Source organism: Vibrio sp. 10N (genome assembly GCF_036245475.1).
GTDB lineage: Bacteria > Pseudomonadota > Gammaproteobacteria > Enterobacterales > Vibrionaceae > Vibrio.
In genome coordinates this window covers 690,435-716,224 of sequence record NZ_BTPM01000001.1, presented here as the reverse complement: position 1 = coordinate 716,224, position 25,790 = coordinate 690,435, and the positions used below count along the sequence as shown (strand labels likewise).

Annotated in this window: 24 protein-coding genes; 2 read left to right on the top strand and 22 right to left on the bottom strand. The window is 47.0% G+C overall.

What is annotated here, in order from left to right:
• Positions 1-127: 127 nt before the first annotated feature.
• The gene (locus AAA946_RS03455; RefSeq protein WP_338163630.1) at positions 128-1,675 is read left to right on the top strand and encodes an alanine/glycine:cation symporter family protein; all 1,548 of its coding nucleotides are present in this window, start codon (positions 128-130) and stop codon (positions 1,673-1,675) included.
• A gap of 85 nt (positions 1,676-1,760) precedes the next feature.
• Here AAA946_RS03455 and AAA946_RS03450 read toward each other — a convergent pair whose 3' ends face one another.
• The 3 genes from AAA946_RS03450 to guaB form a co-directional block, all read right to left on the bottom strand.
• On the bottom strand, positions 1,761-2,354 hold the full coding sequence (locus AAA946_RS03450; protein ID WP_338163629.1) for an acetate uptake transporter: 594 nt from the start codon (positions 2,352-2,354) through the stop codon (positions 1,761-1,763).
• 211 nt (positions 2,355-2,565) lie between these two features.
• Positions 2,566-4,119: a glutamine-hydrolyzing GMP synthase gene (gene guaA, locus AAA946_RS03445; RefSeq protein WP_042500759.1), complete on the bottom strand. Its 1,554-nt coding sequence runs from the start codon at positions 4,117-4,119 to the stop codon at positions 2,566-2,568.
• A 152-nt stretch (positions 4,120-4,271) separates the two neighbouring features.
• Positions 4,272-5,735 (bottom strand): IMP dehydrogenase, encoded by a 1,464-nt coding sequence (gene guaB / locus AAA946_RS03440; protein WP_338163628.1) that lies wholly within the window; start codon positions 5,733-5,735, stop codon positions 4,272-4,274.
• A 208-nt stretch (positions 5,736-5,943) separates the two neighbouring features.
• Between guaB and xseA the strand changes: the two genes are divergently transcribed.
• Positions 5,944-7,320, top strand: a complete 1,377-nt coding sequence (gene xseA, locus AAA946_RS03435; RefSeq protein WP_445206051.1) for an exodeoxyribonuclease VII large subunit — start codon at positions 5,944-5,946, stop codon at positions 7,318-7,320.
• A gap of 10 nt (positions 7,321-7,330) precedes the next feature.
• Here the strand turns inward: xseA and AAA946_RS03430 are convergent, their stop codons facing one another.
• From AAA946_RS03430 to AAA946_RS03340, 19 genes are all read right to left on the bottom strand, one after another.
• Positions 7,331-7,558, bottom strand: coding sequence for a zinc ribbon domain-containing protein (locus tag AAA946_RS03430; protein ID WP_338163626.1), 228 nt, complete (start codon positions 7,556-7,558; stop codon positions 7,331-7,333).
• 99 nt (positions 7,559-7,657) lie between these two features.
• Positions 7,658-8,719, bottom strand: a complete 1,062-nt coding sequence (locus AAA946_RS03425; RefSeq protein WP_338163625.1) for a sensor domain-containing diguanylate cyclase — start codon at positions 8,717-8,719, stop codon at positions 7,658-7,660.
• A gap of 345 nt (positions 8,720-9,064) precedes the next feature.
• Complete coding sequence (locus AAA946_RS03420; RefSeq protein WP_338163624.1) at positions 9,065-9,931, bottom strand: alanyl-tRNA editing protein; 867 nt, start codon at positions 9,929-9,931, stop codon at positions 9,065-9,067.
• A 77-nt stretch (positions 9,932-10,008) separates the two neighbouring features.
• A complete protein-coding gene (gene der / locus AAA946_RS03415; RefSeq protein WP_338163623.1) occupies positions 10,009-11,493 on the bottom strand; it encodes a ribosome biogenesis GTPase Der in 1,485 nt (494 codons plus the stop codon).
• Between the two features lie 175 nt (positions 11,494-11,668).
• Positions 11,669-12,826, bottom strand: coding sequence for an outer membrane protein assembly factor BamB (gene bamB, locus AAA946_RS03410; RefSeq protein ID WP_338163622.1), 1,158 nt, complete (start codon positions 12,824-12,826; stop codon positions 11,669-11,671).
• 12 nt (positions 12,827-12,838) lie between these two features.
• Positions 12,839-13,453, bottom strand: coding sequence for a YfgM family protein (locus AAA946_RS03405; RefSeq protein WP_338163621.1), 615 nt, complete (start codon positions 13,451-13,453; stop codon positions 12,839-12,841).
• A gap of 79 nt (positions 13,454-13,532) precedes the next feature.
• Positions 13,533-14,801, bottom strand: a complete 1,269-nt coding sequence (gene hisS / locus AAA946_RS03400) for a histidine--tRNA ligase (protein ID WP_338163620.1) — start codon at positions 14,799-14,801, stop codon at positions 13,533-13,535.
• 26 nt (positions 14,802-14,827) lie between these two features.
• Complete coding sequence (gene ispG / locus AAA946_RS03395; protein ID WP_338163619.1) at positions 14,828-15,952, bottom strand: flavodoxin-dependent (E)-4-hydroxy-3-methylbut-2-enyl-diphosphate synthase; 1,125 nt, start codon at positions 15,950-15,952, stop codon at positions 14,828-14,830.
• An 8-nt stretch (positions 15,953-15,960) separates the two neighbouring features.
• Positions 15,961-16,902, bottom strand: a complete 942-nt coding sequence (gene rodZ / locus AAA946_RS03390; protein WP_338163618.1) for a cytoskeleton protein RodZ — start codon at positions 16,900-16,902, stop codon at positions 15,961-15,963.
• Between the two features lie 526 nt (positions 16,903-17,428).
• On the bottom strand, positions 17,429-18,556 hold the full coding sequence (locus AAA946_RS03385) for a bifunctional tRNA (adenosine(37)-C2)-methyltransferase TrmG/ribosomal RNA large subunit methyltransferase RlmN (protein ID WP_338163617.1): 1,128 nt from the start codon (positions 18,554-18,556) through the stop codon (positions 17,429-17,431).
• 189 nt (positions 18,557-18,745) lie between these two features.
• The gene (gene ndk / locus AAA946_RS03380; protein ID WP_338163616.1) at positions 18,746-19,171 is read right to left on the bottom strand and encodes a nucleoside-diphosphate kinase; all 426 of its coding nucleotides are present in this window, start codon (positions 19,169-19,171) and stop codon (positions 18,746-18,748) included.
• A gap of 52 nt (positions 19,172-19,223) precedes the next feature.
• Positions 19,224-20,519: an aminopeptidase PepB gene (gene pepB / locus AAA946_RS03375; RefSeq protein WP_338163615.1), complete on the bottom strand. Its 1,296-nt coding sequence runs from the start codon at positions 20,517-20,519 to the stop codon at positions 19,224-19,226.
• Positions 20,520-20,722: 203 nt separating this feature from the next.
• Positions 20,723-20,923: a Fe-S cluster assembly protein IscX gene (gene iscX / locus AAA946_RS03370; RefSeq protein WP_042476251.1), complete on the bottom strand. Its 201-nt coding sequence runs from the start codon at positions 20,921-20,923 to the stop codon at positions 20,723-20,725.
• Between the two features lie 15 nt (positions 20,924-20,938).
• Positions 20,939-21,277: an ISC system 2Fe-2S type ferredoxin gene (fdx, locus tag AAA946_RS03365; protein WP_006072576.1), complete on the bottom strand. Its 339-nt coding sequence runs from the start codon at positions 21,275-21,277 to the stop codon at positions 20,939-20,941.
• Positions 21,278-21,295: 18 nt separating this feature from the next.
• A complete protein-coding gene (gene hscA, locus AAA946_RS03360) occupies positions 21,296-23,146 on the bottom strand; it encodes a Fe-S protein assembly chaperone HscA (RefSeq protein ID WP_338163614.1) in 1,851 nt (616 codons plus the stop codon).
• Positions 23,147-23,169: 23 nt separating this feature from the next.
• Positions 23,170-23,685 (bottom strand): co-chaperone HscB, encoded by a 516-nt coding sequence (gene hscB / locus AAA946_RS03355; RefSeq protein WP_338163613.1) that lies wholly within the window; start codon positions 23,683-23,685, stop codon positions 23,170-23,172.
• Positions 23,686-23,741: 56 nt separating this feature from the next.
• A complete protein-coding gene (gene iscA, locus AAA946_RS03350) occupies positions 23,742-24,065 on the bottom strand; it encodes an iron-sulfur cluster assembly protein IscA (protein ID WP_338163612.1) in 324 nt (107 codons plus the stop codon).
• Between the two features lie 73 nt (positions 24,066-24,138).
• The gene (gene iscU / locus AAA946_RS03345) at positions 24,139-24,519 is read right to left on the bottom strand and encodes a Fe-S cluster assembly scaffold IscU (RefSeq protein ID WP_042500728.1); all 381 of its coding nucleotides are present in this window, start codon (positions 24,517-24,519) and stop codon (positions 24,139-24,141) included.
• A gap of 33 nt (positions 24,520-24,552) precedes the next feature.
• Positions 24,553-25,767: an IscS subfamily cysteine desulfurase gene (locus tag AAA946_RS03340; RefSeq protein ID WP_042500726.1), complete on the bottom strand. Its 1,215-nt coding sequence runs from the start codon at positions 25,765-25,767 to the stop codon at positions 24,553-24,555.
• Positions 25,768-25,790: the final 23 nt, after the last annotated feature.

Below are 25,790 nucleotides of genomic sequence, written 5' to 3'. Positions count from 1 at the left end.
TCACCGTCATCATGCTTTTCGTGCAAGCAAGGACGATTGATTATGGATGAGCATCAACAAGTGATGTCGAACAATCAGACCACGAGTCGCTGAGTTTCGACCTCCCCCAGCTTTACAGGGAAGAACTATGCAGTCTTTAGTTGATTTTTTAAACGGGATAATCTGGAGTCCCGCTCTTATTTATTTATGTCTTGGTGCAGGCCTTTTCTACTCCATTCTTACTCGATTTGTACAAGTCCGTCATTTCTTCGAAATGTGGCGTCTATTGCTGTCAGGTAAGAGCTCAGATAAAGGGATTTCATCGTTCCAGGCACTGGCCGTCTCGCTGTCTGGCCGTGTCGGTACAGGTAACATCGCGGGTGTCGCAGCGGCGATCGGCTTTGGTGGGCCTGGTGCGGTTTTCTGGATGTGGATGGTGGCCTTCTTTGGTGCAGCCACGGCCTACGTCGAATCGACGCTAGCGCAGATCTATAAAGAAGAAGACCAAGGCGAGTTCCGTGGTGGTCCTGCTTACTATATTGAAAAAGCCATGGGTCAGAAGTGGTACGCGTGGATCTTCGCGATTGCGACTATCTTTGCATGTGGTGTGCTTCTTCCAGGCGTTCAATCAAACAGTATTGGTAATGCCGTTGAAACTGCCTTTGGCACAGGCGCGATGATTGAAACAGCGATCGGTACCATCAGTTTTGCCAAAATTTTCACTGGCGCTGTCATCTCTATCATTCTCGCCTTCATCATCTTTGGTGGCGTAAAACGTATCGCGCACTTCACGCAGATCGTTGTTCCTTTTATGGCGCTTGCATACATCATCATCGCATTTGTGATCATTCTACTGAACATCGGTGAAGTGCCACGTATCGTGGGTATGATTCTCGGCGATGCTTTCACTCCAATGGCTGGCTTCGGTGCTGCGATTGGTTGGGGTGTGAAGCGTGGCGTTTACTCTAATGAAGCAGGTCAAGGTACAGGTCCTCACGCAGCGGCAGCGGCAAACGTTGATCACCCAGCTCAGCAAGGTCTGGTTCAGTCTTTCTCTATCTACATCGATACGTTGCTGGTTTGTTCCGCAACGGCGTTTATGATTCTTATCACGGGCGCCTACAACGTACACGGTCCTGAGAGCACATTCCTAGTTCAAAACCTAGCGGAAACGGTCGGCGCTAACGGCCCTGCGTTTACTCAGCTAGCGATTGAAAGCACTATGCCTGGTGTTGGTAAGCTGTTCATTGCATTCGCACTGTTCTTCTTCGCCTTTACCACTATCTTGGCGTACTACTACATTGCAGAAACCAACATTGCCTACATTCGCCGCACCTTTAAGGTAAACGGCTTGATGTTCCTATTGAAGCTGGTTTTGATCACCTCGGTGTTCTACGGCACAGTGAAAGCAGCGAACCTAGCTTGGGCAATGGGTGATGTCGGTGTAGGTCTCATGGCATGGCTAAACATTGTTGGTATCTTGATTATCTTCTTCATTGCGAAACCAGCTATCGTGGCGCTTAAGGATTACGAGAAGCAGCAAAAAGAAGGGGTTGAAGAGTATACGTTTAACCCAGTTGCACTTGGTATCAAAAACGCAGACTACTGGGAAGGTCGATACGAGCGTAAGACAGGTAAAAAGCCTGAAGCAGCCCAAGAGGTTGGTTCTGCACCGAGTCAGACGCAGACATCATAATTAGAGTTAGTGATCGCATAAAGAAAAAGGGGTAGCTTAGCTACCCCTTTTATCATTCACTGTTCCCGAATGAATGAAACTTAAATCATGCCGCCACTTCTTGAGTGGTCATTGCTGGCGCTTTCTTCTCACCAATTGGCAGAATAGTACGGCCGTATTCGTTATTAAGAACTTGAGCCATTGCGAAGTAAATCGCGCTTGCGCCACAGAAGATGCCTTCGATGCCTGCGATAGTGCCAATCAGTTCACTGCCGAAGAAATCACGAGCGGCAAGCAAGAAGAACAGAATGGTCAATGAACCAAATACCACTTGCTTAGCCACTGGGTAGCAAAGTGAACCGATAAACATGAAACCAGTAAACACCCCCCAAAGCAGTAGGTACCAACCCATAAACTTCGCAGGGCTTGCCGGAAGACCCATGTAAGGCATCACAATAATACCGACTAGCGTTAACCAGAATAGACCGTACGAAGTGAAAGCTGTGGTGCCGAAAGTATCGCCACGTTTAAAGCACATCATGCCCACAAACACTTGGCTTAGACCGCCATAGAAAATACCCATCGCCAGGATCATCGAATCAATCGGGAAGAAACCTGCGTTGTGGATGTTAAGTAGAATGGTGGTCATACCAAAACCCATTAGGCCAAGTGGCGCTGGATTCGCGAGCTTGTTAGACATTGTCAAAGAGCCTTAAATTCAAAATTAGTAATAAAAGTTACAGAAAAATTTTAATTCATATTTTGAATGTTGAGCAGATCCATTATTTGCAATCTAAGTTTGACAGATTGCATGGTTAAGGTCTGAAATTTCTGATAAACATAAAAAAAGCCGACATAACGTCGGCTTTTTACTGTCTGAGATAGTTTCAATCAAAACTATTTATCGAGGATTATTCCCACTCGATAGTCGCTGGTGGCTTACCAGAGATATCGTATACCACACGAGAAATACCATCTACTTCGTTGATAATACGGTTAGAAACCTTACCTAGGAAGTCGTATGGTAGGTGCGCCCAGTGAGCCGTCATAAAGTCGATAGTCTCAACAGCACGTAGAGAAACAACCCAGTCGTACTTACGGCCATCGCCCATTACGCCCACAGAGCGAACTGGTAGGAATACCGTGAACGCTTGAGATACTTTGTGGTAAAGGTCTGCATTGTGCAGCTCTTCGATGAAGATAGCGTCAGCACGGCGCAGTAGGTCACAGTACTCTTTCTTGATTTCACCAAGTACGCGAACACCTAGACCTGGACCTGGGAATGGGTGACGGTAAAGCATGTTGTATGGAAGACCTAGCTCTAGACCGATCTTACGTACTTCGTCTTTAAATAGCTCGCGTAGCGGCTCAACAAGACCCATTTCCATATCATCAGGAAGACCGCCCACGTTGTGGTGAGACTTGATGACGTGTGCTTTACCGGTTTTTGATGCCGCAGATTCGATAACGTCTGGGTAGATTGTACCCTGAGCTAGCCATTTCGCGTTCTCTAGCTTCTTCGATTCTTCATCAAATACGTCTACGAATACGTGACCGATTGTCTTACGCTTCTCTTCTGGATCAGACTTGCCTTCAAGTGCTGCAAGGAAACGCTCTTCTGCGTCTACTTTGATGATGTTTAGGCCGAACTTGTCGCCAAACATCTCCATCACTTGCTCACCTTCGTTTAGACGAAGAAGACCGTTGTCTACGAATACACAAGTCAGTTTGTCACCGATAGCACGGTGAACAAGCATCGCCACTACTGATGAGTCAACACCACCAGATAGACCTAGAATCACTTCATCGTCGCCTACTTGCTCTTTAATGCGAGCAACCGCGTCTTCAATGATAGAGCCTGGAGTCCACAGACGCTCACAGCCACAAGCACCAAGAACGAAGTTCTCTAGCATTTGTAGGCCTTGTTTAGTGTGCGTTACTTCTGGGTGGAACTGCACACCGTAGTATTTCTTCTCTTCGTTTGCCATTGCTGCGTACGGACAAGTATCCGTCTCACCAACTTTTACGAAGTCTGCTGGGATTTCAACAACTTTGTCGCCGTGGCTCATCCAAACGTCTTGAGTTTCTTCAAGATCTTTAAAGATTGCAGAGTCACCAGATACTTTAACTTGTGCGTAGCCAAATTCACGCTCGTTAGAGCCCGCTACTTTACCGCCAAGCTGTTCAGCCATGGTTTGCATGCCGTAGCACACACCAAGAACTGGAACACCTGAATCAAATACGTACTGAGGAGCACGTGGAGAGTTGTCTTCCGTAACGCTTTCTGGACCACCAGATAGGATAATACCGTCTGGGTTGAATTCACGAATATCCGCTTCTTCTACGTCCCAGCTCCATAGTTCACAGTAAACACCGATCTCACGAACGCGACGTGCTACTAGTTGTGTGTATTGAGAACCGAAGTCTAGGATCAGAATTCGTTGGTCATGAATATTTTTCGTCATTTTGGGCAATCTTATCAGCTAAGTGTTGAAAACGGAGGCGAGTTTACCCGCCTCTCATCTTTGCTTCAAGGAAAAAAGCAAACGTTTACGTAGGAATTATTTCACTACGTTATCGCTATTAACCTAAGTGGTTAATTAACCTGAACGATTAATTAACCCAAACGGTAGTTAGGCGCTTCCTTGGTGATTTGAACATCGTGTACGTGAGATTCGTTTAGACCTGCACCAGAGATGCGAACGAATTCCGCTTTAGTACGCATATCTTCAATAGTCGCAGAGCCAGTTAGACCCATGCTTGAACGAAGACCACCCATTTGCTGGTGAACGATCTCTTTTAGGCGACCTTTATAAGCGATACGACCTTCGATACCTTCTGGTACCAGTTTGTCTGCCGCGTTGTCAGACTGGAAGTAACGGTCAGAAGAACCTTGAGACATTGCGCCAAGAGAACCCATACCACGGTAAGCTTTGTATGAACGACCTTGGTAAAGAATCACTTCACCTGGTGCTTCTTCAGTACCAGCGAACATAGAACCAACCATGACACAAGATGCGCCAGCTACGATAGCTTTACAGATATCACCTGAGAAACGGATACCGCCATCAGCGATAACTGGGATGCCATATTCTTCAGCCGCTGCTGCTGCATCTGAAATCGCAGTGATTTGAGGTACACCTACGCCTGTTACGATACGAGTCGTACAGATAGAGCCTGGGCCGATACCTACTTTCACTGCGCTTACGCCTGCTTCAATCAGTGCTTTAGCACCGGCAGCCGTTGCAACGTTACCACCGATGATGTCGAGATCTGGGTATGCTGCGCGAGTTTCGCGGATACGGTTTAGAACACCTTCAGAGTGACCGTGTGAAGAGTCGATAAGTAGAACGTCAACACCTGCTTCAACAAGGGCTTTAACACGTTCTTCGTTACCAGCACCAGCACCAACCGCAGCACCAACGCGTAGACGACCTTGCGCATCTTTACATGCGTTCGGCTTACGTTCTGCTTTGTGGAAGTCTTTTGCTGTGATCATACCGGTTAGTTGGAACTCGTCGTTCACAACCAGTACTTTCTCAACACGTGCACGGTGCATCTCTTCTTGTACTTCTTCACGAGAAGCACCTTCTTTAACAGAGGCTAGGCGCTCTTTTGGCGTCATTACTGCTTCTACTTTCTTAGAAAGGTCAGTAACAAAGCGAACATCACGACCAGTGATGATGCCTACGAGTTCGTTGTTTTGTGCAACAACAGGGAAACCTGCAAAGCCGTGCTTTTCAGTCAACGCAACCACATCAGCGATAGATGCATCTGGGCTAACAGTTACTGGGTTAGTAACCACACCTGCTTCAAAGATTTTAACTAGACGAACCTGCTCAGCTTGCTGCTCGATAGACATGTTCTTGTGGATAAAGCCAATGCCACCTTCTTGGGCGAGCGCGATCGCAAGACGCGCTTCTGTCACTGTGTCCATAGACGCAGAGATCATTGGAATATTCAGAGTGATATTCTTGGTCAGCCGAGTGCGAAGATCAGCTGTGTTTGGGAGAACGGTGGAGTGAGCTGGAACGAGTAGTACATCATCGAACGTCAGCGCTTCTTTGGCAATTCTTAGCATTTGCAATATCTCACAATAGAGGAGTTTAAAGAAAAAATCCGCCCTTATCGTTTCGCATAATAAGGTGATTTGGATTAGATATTGCGGTGGGATTATACGCCCGACGAAATCGCTTGGCTATACATTTTTCTATTTTTTATTTGCAATTACCCCCTTGATATGTATTATATTGCCGCTAATTTCCATACTCACGCCCTTGAGATTAGCTGTGTCCCTATCCTCGCGATCTACTTCTCATTCATCTTCTTCAAATCAGAACATTTACACGGTTTCTCGTCTGAATTCCGAAGTGCGTTTATTACTAGAAAATGAAATGGGGATTGTCTGGTTAGTGGGTGAAATCTCTAACTTTTCTGCACCGGTCTCTGGTCACTGGTACCTCACGTTAAAAGACTCACGTGCTCAAGTTAAGTGCGCGATGTTCCGTGGCAACAATCGCCGAGTCACCTTTAAGCCCGTCAACGGCAATCAAGTATTGGTGAAAGCGCGTCTCTCTTTGTATGAGCCACGTGGTGACTACCAACTGATCATTGAATCGATGCAGCCAGAAGGCGATGGCAGACTGCAGCAAGAGTTTGAGAAGCTAAAAATGTCGCTGGCGGCTGAAGGGTTATTCTCGCAGTCACTGAAAAAGCCTCTGCCCTCTCATCCAAAACGCGTGGGTATCATCACCTCTAAAACAGGGGCTGCGCTGTTCGATATTCTCGATGTACTGAAAAGGCGCGATCCATCTCTGCCTGTCGTTATCTACCCGACAACCGTGCAAGGTGACATGGCCGCATTCGAGATCGCTCAAGCTATTGGCCGCGCCAACAGTCGCAATGAGTGTGATGTGTTGATTGTCGGTCGTGGTGGTGGTTCACTCGAAGATCTTTGGTGCTTTAACCATGAAGTTGTGGCGAGAACCATCGCAGCAAGCCAAATCCCTATCATTAGTGCAGTCGGGCACGAAATTGATGTCACGATTGCCGATTATGTTGCCGATGTACGTGCGCCAACCCCAAGCGCGGCAGCAGAGCTGGTCAGCAATGACACATCACACAAGCATGAGTCACTAAAGAGTCGAGAGCAAAGACTGCGTAATACGATGCAGATTTACCTTGCTCAGCAAAAACAGCAGTTTTCTGCACTGACACAAGCGTTAAACAGCCATCATCCAAAACATCAGCTGCAAAGACAGAGCCAACTTCTCGATGAGTTTGAATACCGTTTGAGTTCTGCCATGAAGCAGCGACTATCGCAAGAAGCTCTGCGTCTAAATAACAAGCAGCATCGATTGATGGCACTCTCTCCAGACCGTCAATTAGAAAAACAATCGAACCGATTAGTGCAGTTACAAGCGCGGCTTAAACAAGCAATACAAAAACAGCTCAATACCGCCAAACATCAGTTTGCAGTGACGGCAGGAAAGCTGGATACGGTCAGCCCACTGGCAACGCTACAGCGAGGCTATTCAATCACTCAAGACAACAAAGGTCATGTGATCACTAACGCTCATTCGCTTGAAGTAGGTAGCACAATTACCACTAAACTCGACACCGGCGTCATTGAGTCTCAGGTGACCCGCATACAAGATAACGAATAACGACTGTCCGTTAAGTCACTGCCTCAAACGTCAACTTCACTCGGGATTTTGACTTGAGCTCGTTGCAACTGTGGCAAAAGTAGCTCGCCGAGCCACACGCTTGAAGCTTCTCGAGTTCTGCCTCGCAGTCTGGGCAGAAAGCCCGCTTGTTAAAATGAAGCTGACAGTGGCTACAATGGTATTGACCATCCCAACCCAGTTCTCGTTCGCATGTTGGGCAATTATTACCTGAACTCATTGTGACTCACCTACATTAGTGATAGTTAATGTTGGCATCATACGATTTTGTTCTCGGCTTGCGCATTGATACCAATCAAATTCACCGTTTGACCACCGACTAAGAAGCAAGCATTTGAGAATAACTCGTCATCGGCACGGTCCGTCGATTACGTCGTTTAACTTTATACATTTCCGCGTCCGCTTTTCGGATCAGTTTGTCCATTGGCAGATCTGAACAACATTCCTTAGTGGCAAATCCAACGCTGACAGAAATGTTGGTTTCTTCCAATGTCACTGGCTTATTAAGCTCAGTCGTCAGGGTCTCATAGAATGCTCTTGCGCCTTCTTCACTCGGGAAGCAGCAAAACGCTAAGAACTCATCGCCCCCATAACGTCCGAGCACAGCTTGAGGCGGAAATATCGCTTTCAGCTCATTAGCCACTGCCATGAGCACCTTGTCACCAAAGTAATGGCCGAATTCGTCATTAACTTGCTTAAATTTGTCGATATCAACAAAAAAGCAACCCAAAATATTGCCGTCAAAACAATGACTTTGCTCTACTCTGTCGAGAAGCTCTCGTCGGTTTAAACAATGTGTGAGGGGATCCATTTGGGCTTGAAATGTGAGCTTGTCCTCAAGGGCGTATTTCTCCAACGCCACCGAATAAACTGCGGCAACGGACTCAAGTACTTCAACCTCGATCGCTCGCGGGGTAGCTGGGGTACTACTGTAAAGTGCAAACGTTCCTAAACAGTGTTGCTCTGTAGACATCACAGGTACAGACCAGCAAGCACGAATATCGGCAGAAGCAGCCAGCTCCAGAAAAGGCTGCCAATTACGATGTTGTGTGACATCGTCAACAATCACTGAGCGCTTCAGAAAAGCAGCAGCGCCGCATGATCCGACCGTTTCACCGATCGCGATGCCATTGATCGCCTGATTGTAGTCAATTGGCAGGTTAGGAGCGGCCACGGTATGCAAGCACTCTGTGGCCTCATCTAATGAGAGGATGGAAACTCGTTTGTCTGGAAATAATCGCTCGGTCAGCTTGACTATCCTTGACTCTAACTGGGTTCGGGGTAATCCCAGTGCGAGCTCCTTTAATAAGTTATTCATGCCTTTATGGGCATCGATCAGCAAGTCTTTATTCATAGTTCGCGTCTTTTTGATTGTTGCCATACCACTTCTCGCAAAGTGGTCGGCATACTGTTTATTATGCGCTTCGGGCACATACTAACACAGGGGATAGATAGATGAACTATTGACCAAAGGAATATTTGAACGTAATTTAGCCTTTGTGGTCTGGATATGACTTGCCAAGCTGACCCCAATAAAACGATCTTTATATGATCTTCTTCAAAAGCTAGCTTGATCAGCGATCTGCTTAAAAAAGAACATTTATATAACCACACACCGAAAGCATAAGTTACATATCCTGCATTTCGATTTTAAGCAGAACAAAAAACTAAAAATGGTTATACTGGAAGTCGCTAACCGAATTTAATAAAAAGATCGTATTTCCTATTATTGAATTACATTGGTGTGCATTTCGATATAGTTACTGTCGATGACACGCAATTCAACACTTAGTTTGGGCAATGCAGAAGTCGACGTTATGTGAGTTCCGCCACACGGCATGACAACTTTCACATCATCCAACTGACAACACCAGTAACGAGAGCTGGTTAAATACGGGCCATCCACGGTCATAGTTACCTCGCTTGGCTCACTGAGCCAATCTTGCAGTTGCTGGTTAACCTTAGATTCAATATCTGCGATGTCATCGAGTAGTTGTGCGGTATTCAAGCCACGCTTTCGTAACGTCTTGCCCAGTCGATATTTGTCAAAACAGCGATCGAGCGATACAAAACTCAGCTCTTGAGCGTAGCTATTGAAATCGTAGGAACCTAAACCATCTTTACGGTCTGCGTCTTTTCGCCAGTAAGTTGCAGCGAGGACTTTGTTGAGTGCCAGTGAAGCGATATGACCAGCGCTGTGTCCTCTACTTAAGCTCTGCTGGTGCTGTTTGTCGACGTTAAGCATCACGTTGTGCCCAACATTCAGTTCGACATCCTTATCGAGGCGATGCACAACAACAAATACCCAACCTTCAGTATCACGTTTAACCGGAATCGACTCTGCAACGTAAAGAATGCCTGTGGCCACTTCAACTGCACCAACTAGACAATCTAGCACCTCGTAATCAACACCGCTTACCGACAATGTGCCTTTATCTGCTGGGTGATCCGGCCAGATATGACTAACAGGATGAAAAGGCGTCTCTGCGACGACGACGTCACAATACTGATCGGTTTGAGAGAGAACTTGGATCTGACTTTCCAGCGTCCAAACTTGATGGCAAAAATGTACCTTAGTGGCTGTGATCATCAACCTTTCCTTACGACATAACTTTTATTGCACACAAAAAAACGCCCTCTTAATTCAGAGGGCGTCATTACGTTAATACTTTATTTTTTAGGACGACCTTTCATCATAGTCATCAGGCGCTTACGTTTGCGCTCTTGCGACAGTGTCATCTTACTTGTTCTACCTTCGAACGGGTTATCACTGCTCTGGAAGTTAATGCGGATTGGGGTCCCCATGATTTCCAGTGAACGGCGGTAATAGTTCATTAGGTAGCGCTTATACGAATCTGGCAGTTCGTTCACTAGGTTACCGTGAACAACAACGATTGGTGGGTTATAACCACCAGCGTGCGCGTACTTAAGCTTCACGCGGCGACCACGAACCATAGGCGGTTGGTGATCTTCTGTCGCCATTTTCATGATACGAGTCAGTACTGACGTACCTACACGTGTCGTTGCTGACTTATACGCTTCTTGAACAGACTCGAACAAGTGACCAACACCCGTACCGTGAAGCGCTGAGATAAAGTGAATACGAGCAAAGTCGACAAAGCCTAAACGGCGGTCTAGCTCTTTTTTAACCTGCTCTTTCACGTCTGTATCCAAACCATCCCACTTGTTCACTGCTAGAACAATTGAGCGACCTGCGTTAAGGGCAAAGCCTAACAAGCTGAGGTCTTGATCTGAGATATTCTCGCGAGCATCGATAACCACCAATACCACGTTGGCATCTTCGATCGCTTTTAGCGTTTGAACAACTGAGAACTTTTCAACCGTCTCATTAATACGCTTGCGACGACGTACACCTGCGGTATCAATAAGAACATACTCACGATCATCACGCTCCATCGGAATATAGATAGAGTCACGTGTCGTACCTGGCATATCATAAACCACCACGCGCTCCTCACCGAGGATACGGTTAGTCAGTGTCGACTTACCCACGTTTGGACGACCGATGATTGCCAGTTTGATTGGCTGATCTTGAAGACGCTTGTACTCTGCTTCCGCTTCTTCTTCGGTGTAGTCGAGTTTCTCGTCTTCATCTTCGAACATGGTCAAATCTTCAATTTCACCCTCAGTTTCTGACAGATGTTCAAAGAAAGGATCCAAAGCGCGGTCAAGCAGAGCAGTGACACCACGGCCGTGAGCCGCTGCGATGTGATACATGTTTTCAACACCTAGCTGCCAAAACTCAGCGCTTGCAGCATCGGCATCAATACCATCAACCTTGTTGACCACAAGGAATGCTGGCTTTTCAATTTTACGTAGGTGGTTCGCAATCGCTTCATCAGCAACCGTCAAACCCGCACGACCATCCACTAGGAATAGCACTACGTCAGCTTCTTCAATCGCAGCTAACGATTGTTCCGCCATTTTGGTTTCTACACCTTCTTCAGTGCCATCAATACCGCCAGTATCGATAACAATGAATTCATTCTCACCCAGTTGAGCTTGACCATATTTACGATCGCGCGTTAGTCCCGGAAAATCCGCAACCAAAGCATCACGCGTACGTGTCAGTCTATTAAACAGTGTCGACTTACCCACATTCGGGCGTCCAACTAGGGCAACAACAGGTAACATATTAACCTCTACACTTAATTTCTTATTGTAGTTATAGGTAAAAATGGTCTCGTTTTCCTATAACCACAACGCATTCTATCTATCCGAGCTCGAAAAGATCCTTTTGCTTCGCAGCAATAAAACGGCTCCTAACTGAAAATCAGCCAGGAGCCGTTTGTGAATTATATCACGCTTTCTAGTTAATGGTGAGTTTCTTTATTTCACCGTCGCGATTGATGATCACGTAGCCACCTGGTACCAATGTTGGCCCTACAGCCATACCGCTCTCGTTGGTCATTTGCTGTGCTACAAACTCGCCAGTTTGACGATCGAGCCAGTGCAAGTAACCAAGGCTATCACCCACCACAACGTAACCGTCAACAATCACAGGCGCCGTCAACTGACGGTTCTCTAGCTGGCTGTTTTCCCATAGCTCGGTACCACTGCGCGCATCAACTGCGATAACGTGATCCGTTTCTGAGATCAAAAACAGGCTGCGGTTGTCCGTGGCCATGTCCGTGGCAGAAGAGTAGTTACGCTTCCAGATTGGGTTACCAGAACGAAGATCAATGGAAATCAATTGACCATTGAAGCCCACAGTATACAGCGTGCCGCCTAGGATAATTGGTGAGGAGTCAACATCAACCAAACGGTCAATTTCAGTCGCACCTTTTGGCGTACCCACAGGTTGTTGCCAAATCAACTGACCACGTTCAATGATGGCTGCCGCCAAGCGACCATTCGCTGTGCCCCAGAACACACCACCAGAGACCGTAGCAGGAGCGCTATCACCGCGCAGTGTTAGGTTTGGAACATCGGTACTGATTGCCCAGCGCTCTTCACCGTTCGTCTGCTCGAGTGCCGTCAATACACCTTGACTGGTATGCACCATCACCAGGCTTGCATCCGCGACCGGCATCGCTAGGACTTCACCGTTGACTTCCGCACGCCAAAGCTCTTCACCCGTGTTGACGTCCAGTGCAATCACTTCGCCATTTTCACTACCGATATATAGCTTTTGGTATGCAGCCGCAATGCCACCAGACAGTCGAGCCGTCACTTCGCCAGTAATATCGACTTGCCAAAGGGTTTTGCCCGTTTCCGGATCCATGGCTTTCACTTCACCTTCACGGCTGGCAACAAACAGCTTGTCATACGCATAGACAGGAGACAGTTTAGAGAAGAAACTTCCAACACCGTTGCCAATGCTTGAAGACCACTCCGTGCTAGGAGTAAACTCACTTTGCACTGTCGGTAGCGGCGCCATAATGATGGTGTCTTCTTCGCTCGAACACCCTGCAAGTACACCTAATACCGAGATAGAAAGTAATACCTTTTTAACGAGTCTATTCATCGGCTATAGCCCTTACTTGGCAAGATCATCCAATTTTAGCTGTAGCGCTTGGCTTGCATCTTGTGCTTGCTGCGCTTCAGTGTAAGCGGTGTAAGCCGCATCGCGGTCACCTTCGCGAATCGCGATGTCACCACGAAGCTCTGCCACACGACCCGCCCAAGCGATATCAGTGATTTTATCAAGTTCAGCGCGAGCACCCGCGTTGTCGCCTGACTCAATCATTAGACGTGCAATACGGTAAGTCACTAGCGGAGTAATCGCCGCATCTTTGGTGTTGCTCTGTGCCCACTGAAGCTGCGTCAATGCATCTTCAAAGTTGCCTGCTTCCACTTGTGCTTTTGCCAATTGCATAGCCGCTAAAACCGCGTATTCGCTGTCTTTGCTTGTATCGATAAATGCTTGAACATCTGCACTTGAGTCCGCGCCTTTCGCGACAATAGACTCAACGGCTTTACTGTACTGTTCTGATGCTGCTTCCTGAGCTTGGACAACGGAATCTTGATAATAACGCCAGCCAAATAAACCACCTAGACCAACAACAACGCCAAGCACAACGGCTTTGCCGTTCTCTTTCCACCAGTCTTTGATCGCTTCAACTTGTTGTTCTTCAGAATCGTAGAGTTCCACTTCCTGTCCTCTTAAAAGAAATCGTTACCTAAACGAATAGGCAGCTGAAACCTCGCTGCCTATTGTCTTGGGTTTAAACTTAAATAATATCTGCTAATTTAGCGGCTAACTCGGTTTGAGCAACAGTTTCTTGCTCTCCGCCCTGCAAATCTTTGACCACGACCGTATTCTCAGCCACTTCAGTCTCACCAAGCACAAGGGCATAAACCGCGCCTACTTTGTCTGCGCGCTTGAATTGCTTCTTAAAGTTACCGCCACCAAAGTGGTTCATAACTCGGATGCCAGGGATTGCTTCACGAAGGCTTTCAGCAAGCTTCATACCCGCCATCATAGTACCTTCGCCAGCCGTGACCACATAAGCATCAACACTGCGACGAACGTTAGTCAGTTCAAGCGTTTCCATCATCAACACAAGACGCTCAAGACCCATAGCGAAACCCACCGCCGGTGTAGCTTTGCCGCCAAGCTGTTCTACAAGGCCGTCGTAGCGGCCACCGCCACATACAGTACCTTGTGCACCTAGGCTTTCAGTGATCCACTCGAAAACAGTACGGTTGTAGTAATCCAGGCCACGAACCAAACGTTGATTAACCGTATATTCGATACCTGCCGCGTCAAGAAGTTCACATAGACCAGAAAAATGTGCTTTTGACTCTTCATCGAGGTAGTCAGAAAGCTCTGGCGCATCCACCAAGATCGCTTGAACGTCTGGGTTTTTGCTATCAAGTACACGCAATGGGTTAGTATGCATACGGCGCTTGCTGTCTTCATCTAGCACATCAACGTGCTGCTCTAGGTGAGCAATCAGTGCCGTACGGTAGTTAGCACGTGCTTCTAGTGAGCCGATAGAGTTCAGCTCTAGGCGTACGTGCTTATCTATGCCCAGTTCACGCCACAGACGCGCTGTCATCATGATAAGTTCAGCGTCAACGTCAGGACCGTTTAGACCGAATACTTCCACACCACATTGGTGGAACTGACGGTAGCGACCTTTTTGCGGACGCTCGTGACGGAACATTGGGCCCATGTACCACAAACGCTGCTCTTGGTTGTAAAGCAAACCATTTTCAATCCCTGCACGCACACAGCCAGCTGTACCCTCAGGGCGTAGCGTTAGGCTATCACCGTTGCGGTCTTCAAAGGTGTACATCTCTTTTTCAACCACGTCGGTCACTTCACCGATAGCGCGGCTAAATAGATGTGTCATCTCAACGATTGGCATACGTACTTCGTTGTAGCCATATGCGCTGACCACTTGCTTCACTGTATTCTCAACTTTTTGCCAAAGTGGAGATTGTGTTGGGAGGCAGTCGTTCATGCCTCGAATTGCTTGGATAGTTTTTGCCACAGTTTAATACCGTATTTTCGTTGAGATTATTTGTCTTCTACTTCATTTACTTCGATGCGATTTGCAGAATCTAGCATCGATGCTTTAGCTCGAATTTTTGCTTCAAGCTGATTAACGAGGTCATCGTTATCAAAGCGCTCTTTCTGACGTTTTCCGTCTTCATAGAAAGCACTCTTCTTATTACTGCCTGCCAGACCTAGATGAGACACTTCGGCTTCACCCGGACCGTTAACCACACAACCAATGATAGACACATCCATTGGGGTGATCACATCTTCCAAACGCTCTTCTAGTGCGTTGACTGTGCCGATCACGTCGAACTCTTGACGTGAACAGCTTGGGCAGGCAATAAAATTGATGCCGCGAGAACGAATTCGCAGTGATTTCAGAATATCGAAACCCACTTTGATTTCTTCTACTGGGTTCGCAGCCAGAGAAATACGCAGCGTGTCACCGATACCTTCAGCTAACAGCATGCCTAGACCAACCGATGATTTCACCGAACCAGCACGCGCACCACCCGCTTCCGTGATACCTAAGTGAAGTGGCTGATCAATTTTCTTAGCCAGTAGACGGTACGAGTCCACCGCTAGGAATACATCTGACGCTTTCACACTCACTTTGAACTGGTCAAAGTTAAGACGATCAAGAATATCCACGTGACGCATTGCTGATTCAACTAGGGCCTCGGGCGTTGGTTCGCCATATTTCATCTGGATGTCTTTTTCCAGAGAGCCACCATTGACGCCGATACGAATTGGAATATTCTTATCGCGAGCACAATCAACGACCGAACGGATACGCGCTTCATTACCAATGTTGCCAGGGTTAATACGCAAGCAATCCACGCCGTACTCAGCGACTTTAAGCGCAATACGGTAGTCGAAGTGGATATCAGCAACCAGCGGAATAGAAACCTGCTTTTTGATCTCACGGAAAGCTTCAGCGGCATCCATGGTCGGCACGGAAACACGCACAATGTCAGCGCCTACGTTTTCCAAAGCTTTGATTTGAGCAACCGTAGCGGCTACATCTGTCGTACGCGTGTTAGTCATAGACTGAACGGCGATAGGCGCGCCATCGCCGATAGGCACATCGCCCACATAAATACGCGTGGAGGGACGACGTTTAATTGGTGATTCGTGATGCATAGTGTTTTCTAAGGTAAGGTGAATCGAGCTACTTTGCCTGAAGTATACCCAGAAAGGTCGACAGGTTCACTCGCTAATGTCATAGAAACCTTTTCAGGTGCACCTAAAATGACTTTGAATGGAGCTTTGCCGTCCAAGTTAACATTTTCGCCGGCTTTTTTAATGCCCGTCGAGACAGTTTTGCCGTCGGCGTCTTTTACTTGGATCCAACAATCGCCTGAGAAAGACATAGTTAGGTTTGTCAGCCCGTTAGCGGGTTTTGGTTCAGGCTCTGCCGCAATCGGTTCTGCCTGCTCGACAACTTCCGCTACATCCTCGGTTACTTGGCCTGATGTGGCTTCAGATGGCGTAGCTTCAGGCTCAGCCGGCGTGGCAACAATGGAAGAAACATCCAAAGTTTTCACTTCTGGCTCCTGTGCAACAAGCTCGGCCTCTAGTGTGGCTATTTTCTCAGTCGCCGGCGCCTCTACTTCAAAAGCAGGATCGCTTGTGGAGGTGTCTGCTATTTCAGACAAGGTATCTTTCTGTTGGTTCTGCAGCCACCAAACTGAAGAAATACCAACGATCACCACACCAATACCCCAAGTGAGTTTCATGATGCGACTATCGTGTTTTTCTTTATTGGTTTTTTTCGAAAAGCTTTGCATTGGCTGTTCGTAGTGTTGAGCTGCACTGTGATTTTCGATGGTACCAAGCACTTCTTGCTCATCAATGCCTACCGCTTTCGCGTAAGAGCGTAGATAACCTCGAGTGAACGTGGCAACTTGTTCACCATCGAACTCATTTGACTCAATTTTTTGGATGATCGCGACGCGTAATCGTAATCTATCGGCGATTTGCTTTTGTGTGAGCCCTAATGCCTCACGCTTTTGCTTTAGGATCGTACCAGCAAGCGGTGCTTGCTCGGCTGGTGATGACGGTTCTGTGGCGTTATTTTGCTCAGTACTCATTGATATTGTACTTCTTATTGGTTATTACTTAGACACAACACGCTTAGTTCGTTATTTTTAATGGGTGTTGGTGATCTTAGTTTGGTAAATCGCTCGCACTAGCTGTTCAATACAGCATAGTCCCAAATGGCCAACTGCGGCACTTCTCTATTTGTAAAGCGCTCGATTTTATTATGATTTATCTCTGACTGATTGAGTTAGCCAGCATCATCTCGATTGGAACTGCTCATCATAGTCGATTCTCCACACGAGTTAAAATGCCCAGAGTAAAAACAGCGCAAATAGTGACAGTTTTGATTAAAAATTAACACTACTCATATTTTTCTGGCGACATTTCGTAGTATTTGATTAACGAAAACTATGTTTGTTCCGTTATGGTTCAACTATTTATCTAGAAAATGTGGCAAAGATCAGAGTTTAGTGAGTTCAATACCTCCTGCGATTATCAGCCGCTAAATCTGAGATTCGCAGATACAACAAAGCCAAGTCGAAACTTGGCTTTGTATACGGTATTCGCGTCAATAACCTAGAGTGCTTTGACAGGGATCGCTTGTTGTCCCTTTTGTGCAGCAATTTGCTGAGTACGCTTGGTTCGGTCAATAACGTCACCGACAAGCTGACCACATGCGGCATCAATATCGTCACCACGGGTCTTACGAACCGTCACGGTGTAATCGTACTGCATCAGAGTTTTCATGAAACGGTCGATACGTGAGTTACTTGGCTTTTTGTAAGGCGAACCTGGATACGGGTTGAACGGGATCAGGTTGATCTTAGCCGGTGTATCTTTAAGCAGCTCGGCCAATTCGCGCGCATGACCCATGTCGTCATTCACATGATCAAGCAGCACATATTCTACCGTCACTTTACCGCGGTTTGCGTTCGACGATGCAATATAGCGACGAACAGAAGCCAAGAAATCTTGAATATCCCAACGGTCATTGATTGGCATGATTTCGCTACGAAGCTTATCGTTTGGCGCGTGCAGTGAGATAGCCAATGCTACGTCAATTTGCCCTGTCATCTGATCAAGGCCAGACACAACACCAGACGTCGATACGGTCACACGGCGCTTAGACAAACCAAAACCAAGATCATCAAGCATAAGCTCAAGTGCTGGCATTAGATTTTTCATATTCAAAAGAGGCTCACCCATGCCCATCATTACTACGTTAGTAATTGGGCGGCGACCAGTTTCTTTTTCAAGACCGATCTCTCGAGCTGCGCGCCACACCTGACCAATGATTTCAGACACTTTCAGGTTACGGTTGAAGCCTTGCTGAGCCGTTGAACAGAACTTACATTCTAACGCACAACCTACTTGTGAAGACACACACAACGTTGCACGGTCGTCATCTGGGATATAAACCGTTTCCACATCTTGATCACCAACACGCATTGCCCACTTGATGGTGCCATCAGATGAATGCTGAGCTTCAGAAACCGTTGGCGCTTTAATTTCAGCCAAACGGATCAGCTTCTCACGCAGTTTCTTATTGATGTTGGTCATCTTCTCGAAGTCGTCGACACCAAAATGATAGATCCACTTCATAACTTGATCAGCGCGGAAGGCTTTTTCGCCCAGTTCCTCTTGGAAAAACTGACGCATACCCTTGCGATCAAAATCGAGTAGATTGACTTTTTGTGTGGTCATGGTGCCTCTTCGATGACGGTAATTGGTGTTAAGGGCGCGAATTGTACAGGCTTTAGCCCCCTACAACAAGCGTTACAAAACCCTAAAATATTAAGGTATTCATTTCTAAGTGAACATTTTTTGTACAACAAAAGTATCAGGTAATAAAAAAGGAGGCCACGCCTCCTTTTTACTCAACAATGCGCTCAATTAGCGAGGGCAAATTTCTGACTGTGGAAAGAAAAACTCAATCTCACGTGCTGCTGACTCTGGGCTATCCGAGCCGTGTACTGAGTTATGACGCATGCTTAGTGCGTAGTCCGCACGAATGGTGCCACACGCGGCTTCTTCTGGGTTGGTTTTTCCCATTAGCTCTCGGTAACGACTGATCGCATCTTCACCCTCAAGGACTTGAACCATGATAGGTCCAGAGGTCATGAATGCACGAAGATCATCGAAAAACGGTTTACCTTCATGCTCTGCATAGAAGCCTTTCGCCTGCTCATCGGTAAGATGTACCATCTTAGCGGCGATAATAGACAGGCCAGCTTTTTCGATACGGTGGTAGATCTCACCAATCAGGTTACGCTTAACTGCATCCGGTTTAACGATAGAGAATGTTCTTTCTAGGGCCATTAGTATTCCTTTTCTTTCGTGTTGTTCTTTTATTTGTGATGTTCTGCTTGGGTTATTTATCCGCTTGCTCAGTCAGTAGACGAGCTAACGTTCGAACGCCCATACCTGTCGCGCCTGCTGACCATTTGTCTGTGCCTGATTTACGGTAGGTACCCGCGCAATCAAAGTGCAACCAACCTTTCTTGTAGTCTTCAACAAAGTAAGACAAGAATGCCGCCGCCGTGCTTGCACCTGGAGAGTAGTCACCACTGCTGATGTTGGACAAGTCAGCAAAGTTCGATGGCAACATACCGCGGTGGAAGTCCGCCAATGGCAGTGGCCATAGGCCTTCTTTCTCTTGGTTCGCATTAGTCAACGCTTGATGCGTTAACTCATCATCAAATGACATGATGGCATGGTAATCGTTACCCAGTGCGTTCTTAGCAGCACCAGTCAGAGTGGCACAATCAATGATAAGTTCAGGGTTTTGCTCACTCGCGTAGATAAGACCGTCAGCCAATACCAAACGACCTTCCGCGTCAGTATTCATGATCTCGACTGTCTTACCATTTTTATAGGTAATCACATCACCTAGCTTAAGCGCGCGACCCGATACCATGTTTTCAGCGCAGCATAGAATGAGTTTCACACGCTTGTTCAAGCCACGCATGATCGCGAGACCAAGACCGCCAGTAATAGTACCAGCACCGCCCATGTCCGCTTTCATTGCTGTCATAAAATTCGATGGTTTTAGGCTGTAACCACCTGAATCAAATGTAATACCTTTACCCACTAGACAAGCGAATACTGGCGCATTTTCATCGCCCGTTGGGTTGTAGTCCAGTTGTAGCATCGCAGAAGTACGCTCAGAACCACGACCAACGGCAAAGATACCTTCCCAACCTTCTGTCAGTAGATCTTTGTCTTTAACGATGCGGTAGGTGACGTGCTCTGGAGCTGTCGACTTGATGAACTCAGCTGCCATTGTCGCAAGTTGGCGTGGCGCCACTTCTTCAGCACTCTTGTTGATGATATCGCGCGTCCAGTTAGAGGCTTTGATGCGTGCTTCAAGCTCTTTTTTGTCTTGATCGCTGAGTTCTGCCAATGTGACTTGAGTGCTTTTCTTGGCGTTGCGGTAGCCTTGGTAGAAAGCCCAAGATGACTCTAGATCCCAACCTTCGCCAGCCAGTGTGGCGTTTGAAATGCCTTGTGAATCGAGCTTGCGAGCAGCGCGTTGAATCGCGCCAAGATCATGACCTTCACCGATGTGAATCGTCGCGCCTTGCTCAGAAAATGAAATAATAGCCTTGTCGCCCCATTGCGGTGCTGCCGTGTCTTGGCTGATAAATACCGACATTGTGCTAGACATGGTCTCTCCTTGTCTTAAATCTAATTATTGCAGCTTAGCTATTACAGTTCAGCTGCTGTGTCACATTCTGTGTTTCAAATGATGTTATCACTATGTAGAGACAATACCAATGACTGCACCATGGGAATTAATAACAATGTAACATGCTGCGACAAAAAAACGGGCCAAAGGCCCGTTTTTGTATAACTAACTAGTAAGTCTGTTTAATCGTACTCATCCATCCAGCATAAAATCACAGCTTCGAGGATTTTTTCATTTGAGCGATTTGGATCATCGTCAAAGTCTTCCAAGTCTGTAATCCATTTATGCAAGTCTGTGAAACGGACCGTTTTCGGGTCAGTTTCTGGAAATTGATCGCACAGCTCGATAGCGATATCACGAGAATCAGTCCATTTTAAGCTCATGAATCCTCCAGTTAATTAGTGATCTTCAGATGCGTGGTTCAATGTGTACTTTGGAATTTCAACAACCAGATCTTCATCCGCCACTACCGCTTGGCAACCAAGGCGAGACTCTGGCTCTAGACCCCATGCTTTGTCCAGCATATCGTCTTCAAGCTCTTCACTTTCTTCAAGTGAATCGAAGCCTTCACGGATGATGACGTGACAAGTGGTACATGCACACGACTTTTCACAAGCGTGTTCAATTCCAATACCGTTCTTTAGCGCTACGTCTAATACAGTTTCGCCTTCATTAGCCTCTAATACTGCGCCTTCTGGGCAGAGATCTTCATGGGGCAGAACAACAATTTTTGGCATGACTACTTAGTCCTCGATCTAAATGTTATCAACTGATTGGCCCGCCAACGCTTCACGGATGGACTTGTCCATTCGACGTGAAGCAAACTCTTGGCTCGCTTTATCAGTGTCTTTAATACCTTGTTCAATAGCATCGGCATTATCGCCATTGCGAAGTTCAATGAGCGCTTCAATCGCTTTAACCAATGCCTGTTTTTCTTCTTCGTTTAGAAGTGCATCACCGTCCGCTTGCATCGCAGCGATTAGGCCTTCAATCACACGATCCGCTTCAACGCGCTGCTCAGCCAATGCACGTGCTAACATATCGTCTTTGGCGTAAGTCATCGAGTCTTTGAGCATGTTGGTGACTTCGTCATCGCTAAGACCGTAAGATGGCTTCACTTGGATTTCTGACTGAACACCGGTGCTCTTTTCCATCGCAGTAACAGAAAGCAGACCGTCAGCATCAACTTGATACGTCACGCGGATATGAGCTGCACCCGCTGCCATCGGTGGAATGCCTTTTAGTGAGAAACGAGCCAATGAACGGCAATCGTCCACCATCTCACGCTCACCTTGCACTACGTGCACGGACATCGCCGTTTGGCCATCTTTGAACGTGGTAAATTCTTGGGCGCGTGCTACTGGAATCGTGGTGTTGCGTGGAACGATCTTCTCGACCAAGCCACCCATGGTTTCAATACCCAACGATAGTGGAAGAACATCCAACAGCAGCATTTCTGAGTCAGGCTTATTACCTGCAAGAATGTCCGCTTGAATCGCCGCGCCAATCGCGACAACTTCGTCTGGGTTGATGCTAGTCAGTGGCGTTTTACCAAAGAAGTCGCCAACCATTTCACGAACCAATGGTGTACGAGTCGAACCGCCTACCATGACAACTTCTAGGACGTCTTCTGCATCGACTTCCGCATCTTTCAAAGCACGGCGACATGAAAGCAGTGTCTTCTTCACAAGTGGACGAATTAGGTCTTCAAACTGTGCTTTCGTCAGTTCACCTTGCCAGCCAAGAGCGTTGACAGTCGCAACATCATTTTGGCTCAGATCGATTTTCGCTTGTGTCGCTGCGTCCAGTAATTCACGTTGCTCATGAGCGTTAAGCTTTGACTTACCAACTTGCTGCTGTAAGTAATCGGCAACGAGGTGGTCGAAATCATCACCACCCAGCGCTGAATCACCGCCCGTTGCCAGTACTTCAAATACACCACGAGATAAACGTAGGATAGAGATATCGAAGGTACCACCACCTAAATCGTAAACCGCAATCACGCCTTCTTGACCACTATCTAGACCATAAGCGATGGCTGCCGCAGTAGGTTCGTTAAGAAGACGCAAAACATGCATACCCGCTAGGTTTGCCGCATCTTTGGTGCCTTGACGCTGCGCATCATCGAAATACGCTGGAACGGTAATCACCACACCTGCCAGTTCGCCGCCCAGCGATTCTTCTGCGCGCTTACCGAGCGTTTTAAGAATGTCAGAAGAGACTTGAATCGGGTTCTTTGCGCCGCCTGCGGTTTGCAGAACAGGTAGGCCATTCTCGCTTTCTGTTAGCGAATATGGCATTGACGGGTAACGAGTCTGAACGTCTGCCAGTGAGCGGCCGAGTAGACGCTTCACAGAAATGATGGTGTTAACAGGATCCAGTGCTGCGTTATCACGAGCATCGATACCAACAATAGTGTTGTCTGCTGCGTAGCGAACCGCAGACGGGAGAATCTTGTTACCGTTGGCATCTGGCAATGTCGCGGCTTCACCACTTCTTACTGTCGCGACAAGCGAGTTGGTTGTACCTAGGTCAATGCCCGCAGCCAGTTTATGTTCGTGTGGTGCGGAGCTTTGGCCAGGCTCTGCGATTTGAAGTAATGCCATTCAAATATCCTTGGGAGCTTCCATTAACCAAGCAGCTTATCTTCTAGCTGTTCTATTTCACTTTGCAACTTGGCGATAAATTTAAGTTTTCTAACGCTATCAGCAGCAGTTGGCCATTCGGCTTGCGAAAGCTGACCTTCTAATTCTGATAACTGGACCTTGAACATTTTGCTGACCTTAGCTTCAAAGTCAAAAAGTTCTGATTCAGGGTCGCTCGAAGACGCTAGGTCTTCCAATTCTTCTCGAAGTTCCATCTGTTCCATTAAGAACATAGGGTCTTGCAATGTTTGCTGCTCAGCACGAATGTCGACACCGTTTTCGGCCAAAAGGTATTCGGCGCGAGAAATCGGCTTTTTCAGCACTTGGTAAGCATCATTGATTTGCGCTGCTTTTTGCACAGCCAACAGGCGATCGCGCTCAGAGGCAGTGGCAAAGTTGTCTGGGTGAAAGCGTTTTTGCAGTTCTCGGAACTGAGAAGAAAGAAGGCTACCGTCCAACTGAAACTGAACAGGTAGCCCAAATAATTCGAAATGGTTCATAGCATTGACTCGTAATTAATGAGCTTGGCTGATGATACAACCAAGCTCGTTAAAGGTTAAACATTGAAGCTTTCACCACAACCACACTCGCCTTTCGCATTTGGGTTGTTGAACTCAAAACCTTCGTTCAAGCCTTCTTTTACATAATCGAGCTCTGTGCCATCGAGATAAACCAAGCTCTTCGCATCGATGATGACTTTTACACCTGAGTGCTCAAACACCGAATCGCCTTCATCCAGTTCATCAACGAACTCAAGAACGTAAGCCATACCAGAGCAACCGGTGGTTTTTACGCCTAAGCGCAATCCAATACCTTTGCCGCGATTGTCTAAAAATGTCTTAACTCGGCTCGCTGCTGCGTCTGTCATTGAGATGGCCATACTACAACCTTTGTTCGTTTCTCTTGATGATACTGTGTTTAATAAAGCTAAAGGGCTTGGTTATCCAAGCAGTTTAGTCGTGCTTCTTCTTGTAGTCCGCAACCGCTGCTTTGATTGCATCTTCAGCAAGAATTGAGCAGTGAACTTTCACTGGTGGCAACTCTAGTTCTTCTGCAATCTCAGAGTTTTTGATTGCAGCGGCTTCATCGATAGATTTACCTTTTACCCACTCAGTTACTAGTGAGCTTGAAGCGATCGCTGAACCACAACCGTAAGTTTTAAACTTCGCATCTTCGATGATACCTTCTGGTGTCACCTTGATTTGCAGTTTCATTACGTCACCACACGCTGGTGCGCCAACCATACCACTACCCACAGCCGGATCATTCTTATCAAATGAACCTACGTTACGTGGGTTCTCATAGTGGTCAATTACTTTTTCACTATACGCCATAATAACTTCCTCGAATCCTCTACTTCCGTGAGATTAGTGGTGTGCCCACTCAACCGTGTCTAGGTCAATCCCTTCTTTATACATATCCCATAGAGGAGACATGTCACGTAATTTGTTTACTGCTGTTCTGATCTGCTCAATCGCAAAATCGATATCTTCTTCAGTGGTGAAACGACCAAATGAGAAGCGAACTGAGCTGTGTGCAAGCTCATCGTTTAAGCCAAGTGCACGCAGCACGTATGAAGGCTCAAGACTTGCTGATGTACAGGCAGAACCAGAAGATACTGCTAGGTCTTTCAGCGACATTAGTAGCGACTCACCTTCTACGAAAGCAAAACTCACGTTTAGGTTGTGAGGAACACGCTGTTCTAGGTCACCATTGACAGTCACGGCTTCAAGATCTTTAACGCCATTAAGTAGACGATCGCGCAATGCTTTCGCATGGTCATAATCTTTCTGCATATCTTGCTTAGCGACAGCAAAGGCTTCGCCCATACCCACGATTTGGTGAGTAGGTAGTGTGCCAGAGCGGAAACCACGCTCATGACCGCCGCCGTGCATTTGCGCTTCTAGACGAATACGTGGCTTACGACGTACATAGAGTGCGCCAATACCTTTTGGTCCGTAAACTTTATGAGCAGATAGTGAAATCAAGTCGACTTTCATTTCTTGAACGTCGATAGGCAATTTGCCTGCAGATTGTGCTGCATCTACGTGGAATACGATTTTCTTACTACGGCATAGCTCGCCGATAGCAGTAATGTCTTGTACAACACCGATTTCGTTGTTTACGTGCATGATTGACACAAGCACTGTGTCTTCACGCATTGCCGCTTCTAGCTTAGCAAGGTCAACAATACCGTTTGATTCTGGCTCTAAGTAAGTCACTTCGAAGCCTTCACGCTCTAGCTGACGGCATGGGTCAAGAACCGCTTTGTGCTCTGTCTTAACCGTGATGATGTGCTTACCTTTTTTGCTGTAGAAGTGCGCAGCACCTTTAATAGCAAGGTTGTCAGACTCAGTAGCGCCGGACGTAAATACGACTTCGCGAGGGTCTGCGTTTAACAGATCAGCGATCTGTTCACGAGCGTTATCTACTGCTTCTTCTGCTTGCCAACCAAAACGGTGAGAACGTGACGCAGGGTTACCGAAGGTACCATCCATCGTCATGTATTGAACCATTTTTTCTGCAACCCTTGGATCGACAGGGCAAGTGGCAGAGTAGTCTAGATAAATAGGCAGTTTCATTCTTTACTCCAATGTATAAGCGA